Source organism: Hydrocarboniphaga sp. (genome assembly GCF_028291725.1).
Lineage (GTDB): Bacteria > Pseudomonadota > Gammaproteobacteria > Nevskiales > Nevskiaceae > Hydrocarboniphaga.
Genome location: NZ_JAQGNT010000073.1, coordinates 1 through 7,812 on the forward strand (window position 1 = coordinate 1; position 7,812 = coordinate 7,812).

Annotated in this window: 9 protein-coding genes and 1 pseudogene; 4 read left to right on the top strand and 6 right to left on the bottom strand. The window is 63.2% G+C overall.

The annotated features are described in order from the left end of the window. From JWQ90_RS29255 to JWQ90_RS20140, 5 genes and pseudogenes are all read right to left on the bottom strand, one after another. Nucleotides 1–93, bottom strand: a pseudogene (locus JWQ90_RS29255) (biopolymer transporter ExbD); the annotation flags it as partial. A gap of 4 nt (nt 94–97) precedes the next feature. Beyond that, nucleotides 98–925, bottom strand: coding sequence for a MotA/TolQ/ExbB proton channel family protein (locus JWQ90_RS29260; protein WP_366919553.1), 828 nt, complete (start codon nt 923–925; stop codon nt 98–100). A 29-nt stretch (nt 926–954) separates the two neighbouring features. After that, nucleotides 955–1,566 carry an energy transducer TonB gene (locus JWQ90_RS20130; RefSeq protein WP_299696812.1) on the bottom strand — a complete coding sequence of 204 codons (612 nt, stop codon included), beginning with the start codon at nt 1,564–1,566 and terminating at the stop codon, nt 955–957. Between the two features lie 219 nt (nt 1,567–1,785). Further along, nucleotides 1,786–2,991, bottom strand: a complete 1,206-nt coding sequence (locus JWQ90_RS20135; protein WP_299696813.1) for an acetyl-CoA acetyltransferase — start codon at nt 2,989–2,991, stop codon at nt 1,786–1,788. Nucleotides 2,992–3,006: 15 nt separating this feature from the next. After that, a complete protein-coding gene (locus JWQ90_RS20140) occupies nt 3,007–4,476 on the bottom strand; it encodes a 3-oxoacyl-[acyl-carrier-protein] synthase III C-terminal domain-containing protein (protein WP_299696814.1) in 1,470 nt (489 codons plus the stop codon). Nucleotides 4,477–4,702: 226 nt separating this feature from the next. Here JWQ90_RS20140 and JWQ90_RS20145 point away from each other — a divergent pair, with 226 nt between their 5' ends. Next, nucleotides 4,703–5,554 (top strand): CoA ester lyase, encoded by an 852-nt coding sequence (locus tag JWQ90_RS20145; RefSeq protein ID WP_299696815.1) that lies wholly within the window; start codon nt 4,703–4,705, stop codon nt 5,552–5,554. Between the two features lie 31 nt (nt 5,555–5,585). On the opposite strand, the gene JWQ90_RS20150 is transcribed toward JWQ90_RS20145, so the two are convergent. Continuing rightward, nucleotides 5,586–6,044, bottom strand: coding sequence for a MaoC family dehydratase (locus JWQ90_RS20150; RefSeq protein WP_299696816.1), 459 nt, complete (start codon nt 6,042–6,044; stop codon nt 5,586–5,588). A gap of 23 nt (nt 6,045–6,067) precedes the next feature. Here JWQ90_RS20150 and JWQ90_RS29265 point away from each other — a divergent pair, with 23 nt between their 5' ends. From JWQ90_RS29265 to JWQ90_RS20160, 3 genes are all read left to right on the top strand, one after another. Further along, a complete protein-coding gene (locus JWQ90_RS29265) occupies nt 6,068–6,349 on the top strand; it encodes a MaoC/PaaZ C-terminal domain-containing protein (RefSeq protein ID WP_366919554.1) in 282 nt (93 codons plus the stop codon). 250 nt (nt 6,350–6,599) lie between these two features. Continuing rightward, on the top strand, nt 6,600–7,232 hold the full coding sequence (locus JWQ90_RS20155) for a MarR family transcriptional regulator (protein WP_299696817.1): 633 nt from the start codon (nt 6,600–6,602) through the stop codon (nt 7,230–7,232). Between the two features lie 210 nt (nt 7,233–7,442). Beyond that, nucleotides 7,443–7,812 (top strand): CoA-transferase (locus tag JWQ90_RS20160; RefSeq protein WP_299696818.1); only part of this gene is annotated, 370 nt, incomplete at its 3' end.

Below are 7,812 nucleotides of genomic sequence, written 5' to 3' on the forward strand. Positions count from 1 at the left end.
CACCAGCATCACGTCCACCAGCGGGGTGGTGTTGATCGCCGAGACGACTTCGTCTTCGTCGCCTCCGCCTTCACTGCCGATGTTCATGCCCATGGCGTCAGGCCTTGTCGCCGACGCGCGAGCCGGACAGCAGCACGCTGTGCAGGTCGGCCGAGAACGCTCTGACCGCTTCCATGCCGGCCTTGTTGCGGCGCACCAGCCAGTTGTAGCCCATCACCGCGGGGACCGCGACCGCCAGACCGATGGCGGTCATGATCAAAGCTTCGCCGACCGGGCCGGCGACCTTGTCGATGCTCGCCTGGCCGGAGATGCCGATCGCCGTCAGCGCGTGGTAGATGCCCCAGACCGTGCCGAACAGGCCGACGAAGGGAGCGGTGGAACCCACCGTGGCGAGTACCGCCAGGCCGCCCTGCAGACGGCTCTGGATTTCGTCGACCGCGCGGTTGACGCTCATCGTCACCCAGCTGCTCAGATCGATCTGTTCGACGAGCGTGCCTTCGTGGTGGTTCTGCGCCGACACGCCGCGATCGGCGATGTACCAGAACGGGCTGCCGGCGCTCAGCGAACCGATGCCGTCCTGCACCGAGCGGCTCTTCCAGAACGTCGCGTTCGCCGCCTTGGACTGGCGCATCAGCTTCGATTGGTCGATGTACTTCACGACCATGATGTACCAGGTCGCGCCCGACATGATCAGCATCGCCACCAGCACGAAGCGCGCGACGAAATCGCCCTGCGCCCATAACGCGCCGATACCGTAGGGGTTCTCGACCGATTCGGTCTTGGCTTCCGCCAGCGGCGCTTCCGCCGCTGTTGTCGCCTCGGCCGTCGGCGCTGCGGGTGCCGGGTCCTGTGCGAATACCGTGCTCGACAACACCACCAGGGCGGCTCCGGCCAGCGCGGACATCAACTGCTTGATTGAAACCATCTCTCGTCTCCTCCAGATTCTGCGTATGTTCACTTCTGCTTACGGAACGTGTACTTCAACTGTGCCCATGCGGGTGCCGGCGCTCCATTGACGGTGCCGGGTTCAAACTTGCAACGTGAAAGCGCCTGCTGTGCTGCCTTGTCCAGACGCTCAAAACCGCTCGATGCCTGAATCTTGCTGTCGCTGACTTTGCCGTCGACGTCCACCAGCAACTGCAGCAGCACCGTGCCGGTTTCGCCCAGACGCTCCGATACCGCCGGATAATCCGGCTCCCTGCACAGCTTGGCTTTCACCACCGGCGCCTTGCTGACACCGGCGGGTTTCGGCGGTGCCGGCGGCGCCGGCTTGGTCGACGAGGTAATCGCATTCTTCGGCGCCGGCGCCGAGGCGATGCTGATCTCCGGCGGCGGAATGAACGGCGGCGGCGGCACATCCAGCTTCGGCGGCGGCGGCGGCGGCGGCGGTTCTTCGTCGGTCTTCACTTCATCCAGAATCTTGGTCTCGATCGGCGGCGGCAGCAGCTCGATCGCCTTGCGCGCCAGACCGTTCACCAGACCGTACACCAGCAAAATGTGAAAAATCACAACGCCGGTGATGCCGATCACGCGTCTCTTCGGATCCTGGCGTTTGCCAAATTCCATCTTTCTAGCCTCCTCGCACGGTTCGCCTGCGGCGACTACTTTGGTAGCCATACACCTCTAACGGGCGTATGCGTATTTTGTATGGAACAATATCAGTTTGTATTGACCAATACTACTTTTCCGTTGGTCTTCGCTTTAATGCTCCTCTTCCAGATAAACGCCACCTATCTGCTACCTATCTAAGGGTCGTCGCAAACATACGCCCGGAGCCAAGCGTCGCTACCGGCTTTCCAATCCGACGATGCTGATCGCGCAGACACCGTTGTAAGGCACACCACCAAGATTGTGGCTCAGACCCAGTTGCGGATTCTTCAATTGCCGCGAACCGGCACGGCCGGTGAGCTGCAGATAATGTTCGTAGACCATGCGCAGACCGGATGCACCTACCGGATGCCCGAAGCACTTCAGGCCGCCGTCGATCTGGCAGGGGATTTCCCCCTCGCCATCGAACACGCCCTCGAGCACATCCCGCCAGGCCTGCCCGTCGGCTGAAACACCGAGGTCCTCCATCGTCACCAGCTCGGTGATCGAGAAACAGTCATGCACTTCCAGCGCGGAAAGTTCCTTGCGCGGATTGCGGATGCCAGCCTCGCGATACGCCGCGGCTGCGGCCATGCGCGTGTTCGGTACATAGCTGCCATCCCACTGATCAGTGCCCATTTCACGGCCGGCGCTAGCCGACAGCTGCAGCGCCTTGACCGTCACCAGCTCGCCGCGCTTGCCGAGAGCGCGCGCGATTTCCGGCGTCGTCACGATCGCGCAGGCCGCGCCATCGGAAACGCCGCAACAGTCGAAAATTCCCAGCGGTTCGGCAATCAGCGGAGCGGCCAGAATCGTCTCCATTGTGACCGCTTTGCGCAGATGCGCCTTCGGATTCTTGGCGCCGTTCTGATGGCTCTTCCATGACACGTGCGCCATCGCCTTCTTCAGATCTTCGCGCGAAATTCCGTACTTCGCGCGATAACCCGAAGCCAGCTGCGCAAACCCCGCCGGCGCGGAGCCGTACGGAATCCAAAGATTATTCAGCGTGCCCTTGCTCGGCACCGGCAGGCCGCCGTAGCCAGTGTCCTTGAGCTTCTCGGCGCCGATCGCGAGTGCGATATCGACGGCGCCCGCAGCAACAGCATACACCGCGCCGCGCAGCGCCTCGGTGCCGGTCGCGCACATGTTCTCGACGCGCGACACCGGGATGCCTTCGAGCCGTAATGCGGTCGACAGCGGGATCGCCGAGTTGCCGACATTGACGCTGTCGAGCGCCGAGCCATACCAAGCCGCCCCGATCTGCTTTTTGCCGATGCCCGCGTCTTTCAGCGCTTCGACGAAAGCCTCGGTCACGAGTTGTTCGGTGCCGCAATCCCAGCGCTCACCGAAGCGCGAGCAGCCCATGCCGATGATCGCAACCTTGTCCTTGATGCCGCTGGCCATGTGTGTTCCTTGGGCTCAGACCGACGCCGGCATCGCCGGCGCCGCTTTCCAGAAATAGCGGTCGTAGCCGCGCAGCCGATCGCGTTCCTTGATGCGGAAAGCCATTGTCAGCGCGGTGCCGACAGCGAGGGCTCCAGCGCCAACATCGACGATTTCCATCAGTACGCGCGCGCCGCAGTCGAACTGCACAAGGCCCATGTACAGCGGCGGCGACGGCGAATACTGCAGCCAGTCGGCGGTGTACGTGGCGATCCTCGCGCTCTCGCCGGCTAGCGGATAAGGAATCTGCCGGTCTATTTCGCCGCAATTGACGCAGGACGGAAGACGTGGGAACTGAACGGCCGAGCAGGCCGAGCAGCGGCCGCCGACGAAGCCGAGAATCTGGTCCGAGGAGCGATACAGCTGCGTCATCGCGGTCTTGTTGTCGACCTCGGTGCGCATGCCCCAGTCGAGCTGCACGTGGCCATCAAAGGACAACAGCTTCAGATAGGCACTTTCTTCGATGCGATTCGCGATCGAGCCTGACAGACCGCGGCGCCCGGCGTTCGGCGCTTCGCGCAGCATCTCGAAAGCGAGCACTTCGCAGCCCTGGGCAAAGGACGCAATCACGATGATGTCGCCCGGCTTGGCGCGTTCCAGCGCAGAGATCAGCAGCAACGGCGAATGGGCTGCGCCGGTCTCGCCGACCTGCGCCTGTAGATCCGGCAGCACGCGCTCGGGTGCAATCTCGAGCAGCTTGGCGACCAGCTTGTCGCTGCCATTCGGGCCGCCTGCCAAACCGAACCAGGCGATGCGCTCGCTGCTCAATTGCAGCGAGGACATCAGCGCGTTGATCGCGCGCGGCACGAGCTTGGACACGCCTTCATCCCGGATCCAGCGCTCTTCCCAGATGTAGTCGAACTCGCGATCCGCCTTGCGGAAGTGATCGAAGAATGGAACCGACACCGACTCGGAGCCGAGGAAGCCAGCGATCAGATCGTCGCCCACACCGATCGTCAGCGCGGCCGCGCCGCAACCGTATTGCATCTCGAGCGCGCTACCGGGTTTGGCGACGCGCCTTTCGGACGCGATCACCAGCCGATCGCCAGTACCGCTCGCAAGGCAGGCGTCGATCACCGAGGTCAAGCCCACGCGAGTCGAGCCAGCGAGATCGCGGCCGGAAACCGTCTCGCTCAGCTGCAGAGCGGAAGAGACGAAAACCGAATTATTCAAATCGTCGTACGGTGCGGTAGTGCTGGCCAGACTTACACTGCCGATGGCGCCCTGAGAGCCTTGTAGACAATCGCGCCCGGCTTCGACTGCCATCGTGATCACGTCTTCGTCCCAGGAGCACATCGAGCGCTCGCCTTTCGCGAGACTCTTCAGCGACGGAAACGACCAGGCGTGCGCCGCCGCGATGACGGCGCGCGGCATGCGGCGCCTTGGAATATAGGCACCGAAGGATTTGATGCCCGCGGCATTGATTCCTGAATTTGCGGATGACACGAGCGACTCCAGAGCACCAGGGTGACGACGCGCACTTGCAATCAGCGGGCCGCGTATTACTGTATGGTATCATACTATATTCGCGCAACTGGAAATAAATCCAGCGCAGAACAAAGCGCGGTGCGCGCGCCTGACGATGCCGCGGGACCGCCAGCCGCATTACACTCCTGCGTTCCCAGGTTCCGCCACGGAACTCGGCACACCGATCACAAAACCAGGAGACCCGATGATTCGCTCAGCCTTGTTCGTGCCCGCGGACAGTGAAAAGAAAATGGCCAGGGCGGCCGGTGCCGGTGCCGATGCGCTGGTGCTCGATCTGGAAGACGCCGTGCTGCCGGAGCGCAAGCCGCTGGCGCGTAGCATGATGTGCGAATACCTGGGCGGTGCCGCATCGCGGGACCGGCTCTGGGTACGGGTCAACGATCTGGCCTCGGGTGAATTGCTCAGGGATCTCGCGGCCGTGGTCCCCGCCCGCCCGGCCGGCATCCTGCTGCCGAAAATCCGCGGCCCCGAGGACGTCAGCGTCGTCGGCCATTACCTGGACGCGCTCGAAAGCGAGCACGGCCTGACCACGGGCCAGATCCGCATCACCGCGATCGTCACCGAAACACCGTCGTCGGTATTGCGACTGGGCGAGTTGGTGAAGCTGGCGCATCCGCGCATCCAGGTCATCACCTGGGGCGGCGAAGACCTGAGTTCGGCGATGGGCGCTGGCGATCCGCGCCTGCCCGCCGGCGGCTGGCGGCCGACTTACGAATACGCGCGTTCGCAATGCCTGCTGACCGCGCACGCGCTCAGCGTCGAAGCGCTCGATACCGTGTACGTGGACTTCAAGAACACCGAGGGCCTGCGCCTCGCCTGTCAGGCTTCACGCTACGACGGCTTCACCGGCCGCATCGCGATCCATCCCGACCAGGTGCCGGTGATCAACGAAGCGTTCACGCCGACCGCGAATGAAAAAGCGATGGCACAGAAGATCGTCGATGCGTTTTCATCCGGTGCCGGCGCAGTGTCGATCGACGGCAAGATGTATGACATCCCGCACCTGAAGGCGGCGCGACGAATTTTGTCTGCCTGATCGCACTTCGCATTCCGGAAGTCACAGCCTCTCACTCCACCGGCTTTTTCAGCTGCAGCGCACTGCGCCGGCAATGCGCAACCAGTTCGTTCTTCTGGTTGTAGCCACGATGCAGGAACTCGACGATACCGGCGCCTGGCCTGGACTTGCTCTCGCGCAGCTGCAGTACCTCGGTCTCTACCCGCAGGGTGTCGCCGTGAAACAGCGGCTTGGGAAAGCGCACCTCGTCCCAGCCGAGATTGGCGACCGCGGTGCCATGTGTGGTCTCGTTGACCGAGATGCCGACCATCAACCCGAGCGTGAACGCACTGTTGACGATGCGCGTGCCGAACTCGGTGTGCTGCCGGCAGTATTCCTCGTCGAGATGCAGGTAAGCCGGATTGTGGGTGATCGCGGTAAACCACACGTTGTCCGACTCGGTGATCGTGCGCCGGATCGGGTGGATGAAAACCTGCCCGAGTTTCAAATCGTCAAAGTACACACCCGCCATCGCCGAATTCTCATTTGTTGGTATTGATCCATATTATTACACCGAGATCATCATGGCTGGCCGATTCCGCCGCGCGGCTGTACCGGCTCAACGGCGACGATAACCCGCTGCACGCCGATCCGGCCGTGGCGAGCAGGGCCGGCTTCGATCGGCCTATCCTGCACGGGCTGTGCACTTACGGTGTCGCCTGCCAGGCGCTGATTCGCGGGCCCGGCCACTACGACGCCACTAGCGGCAATGGGAGCGCGCTTCACGCGCCCGGTGTATCCGGGCGAAACCTTGCGTACGCAGCGGTGGACGGGTGAAGCCGGCGCGCTACAATTCCGCTGCATCAGCGTCGAGCGCAACCGGGTGGTACTCGACCGCGGCGCCGCGCAGGTATCCGCGAACTGAGCAGCCCTGCCGGCGGCGGCAGCCTTACTGGGCCCCGAAACCGGACGGCGATCCGGACGCGTCCCTGGAACAGGTGGGTGCGATCCGCAGTGATTTCCTTATATTATTGGTTTTGTGGAATACCATCGCCGTTGCCCAAGCAGCTGCAGGGAAGGACCCATCATGTCTACCAAGAAGCCGTCGTCTCGAGTCTCGGCCGTCAAGAAGAAAACCGCGCCGGTTGAAACGCCGGCCGTGAAATCCAAGAGCCCGGCCAAGGCCGCCCCCAAGAACGGCAAGGCCGTCGCGACCGAAACCGAGCCTTCCTCCGCCGCGCTGCTTGACGGCATTCCCGCGACCGACGACGTTTCACGCCAGGCGATCCGCCTGGCGTTTCTGGTCCACGACGTGTCGCGCATACGCCGGGCAGCCTACGACCAGCTGATGAAGCCGCTCAACTTCACGCGCGCACGCTGGTGGGTTCTGGCACACCTTTCACGTCACGACGGCATGATGCAGTCGCAACTCGCCGACGTACTCGAGGTCGGCAAGGCCAGCCTCGGCTCGGTCGTCGAACAGTTGGAGTCCGACGGCTGGCTCGAACGCCGCTCGGACCCGAGCGACAAGCGCGCCAAGCGCGTCTATCTGACCCGTTCCGCCCAGCCGTTCATCAAGAAGATGACGCTAGAAGAAGATGAATTCAACAAGCGCATCCTGGTGAACCTCAATAGCGTCGACCGTGCGAATCTGATCAGGCTGCTGTCGCTGGTGAAGGAGTCGCTGCAGCAGTTTGCCAAGTCATCGGACACCGAATAGAGCCGCGGAGGCGGCCCGGAGGCTGGCGCCGTGAACCAGTCTCAGAATCGTTTGGCGCCCTGCAATAAAGTATGGCAGCATACGTTATGGAGGTGACTCGGCGGGGTCGCGCGCAGCAGGGGGTGACCCGCCGATCCAGGGCATCTGCCCAACAACGGAACCGTCGCGAAAAGCGCGGCAACCCACGATGACTCCGCAAACGGGGCAAGCATGAAATCCAAAGTTTACCCAGACGCCCATGCCGCACTGGCCGGCCTGGTCAGCGACGGCATGACGATCATGGCCGGCGGCTTCGGCCTGTGCGGCGTGCCCGAGCACCTGGTCAGCGCGCTGCGCGATAGCGGCGCGAAGCACCTGACGGTGATCGGCAACAACGTCGGCTGCGACGGCCACGGCATGTGGCAGGTGCTGGCCAACAACCAGATCCGCAAGGTGCTTGCCTCCTACGTCGGTGAGAACAAGATTCTCGAGCAGCGCTACATGAGCGGCGAGATCGAAATCGAGTTCAACCCGCAGGGCACGCTGGCCGAGCGTATCCGCGCCGGCGGCGCCGGCATCCCGGCGTTCTATACCCGCACCG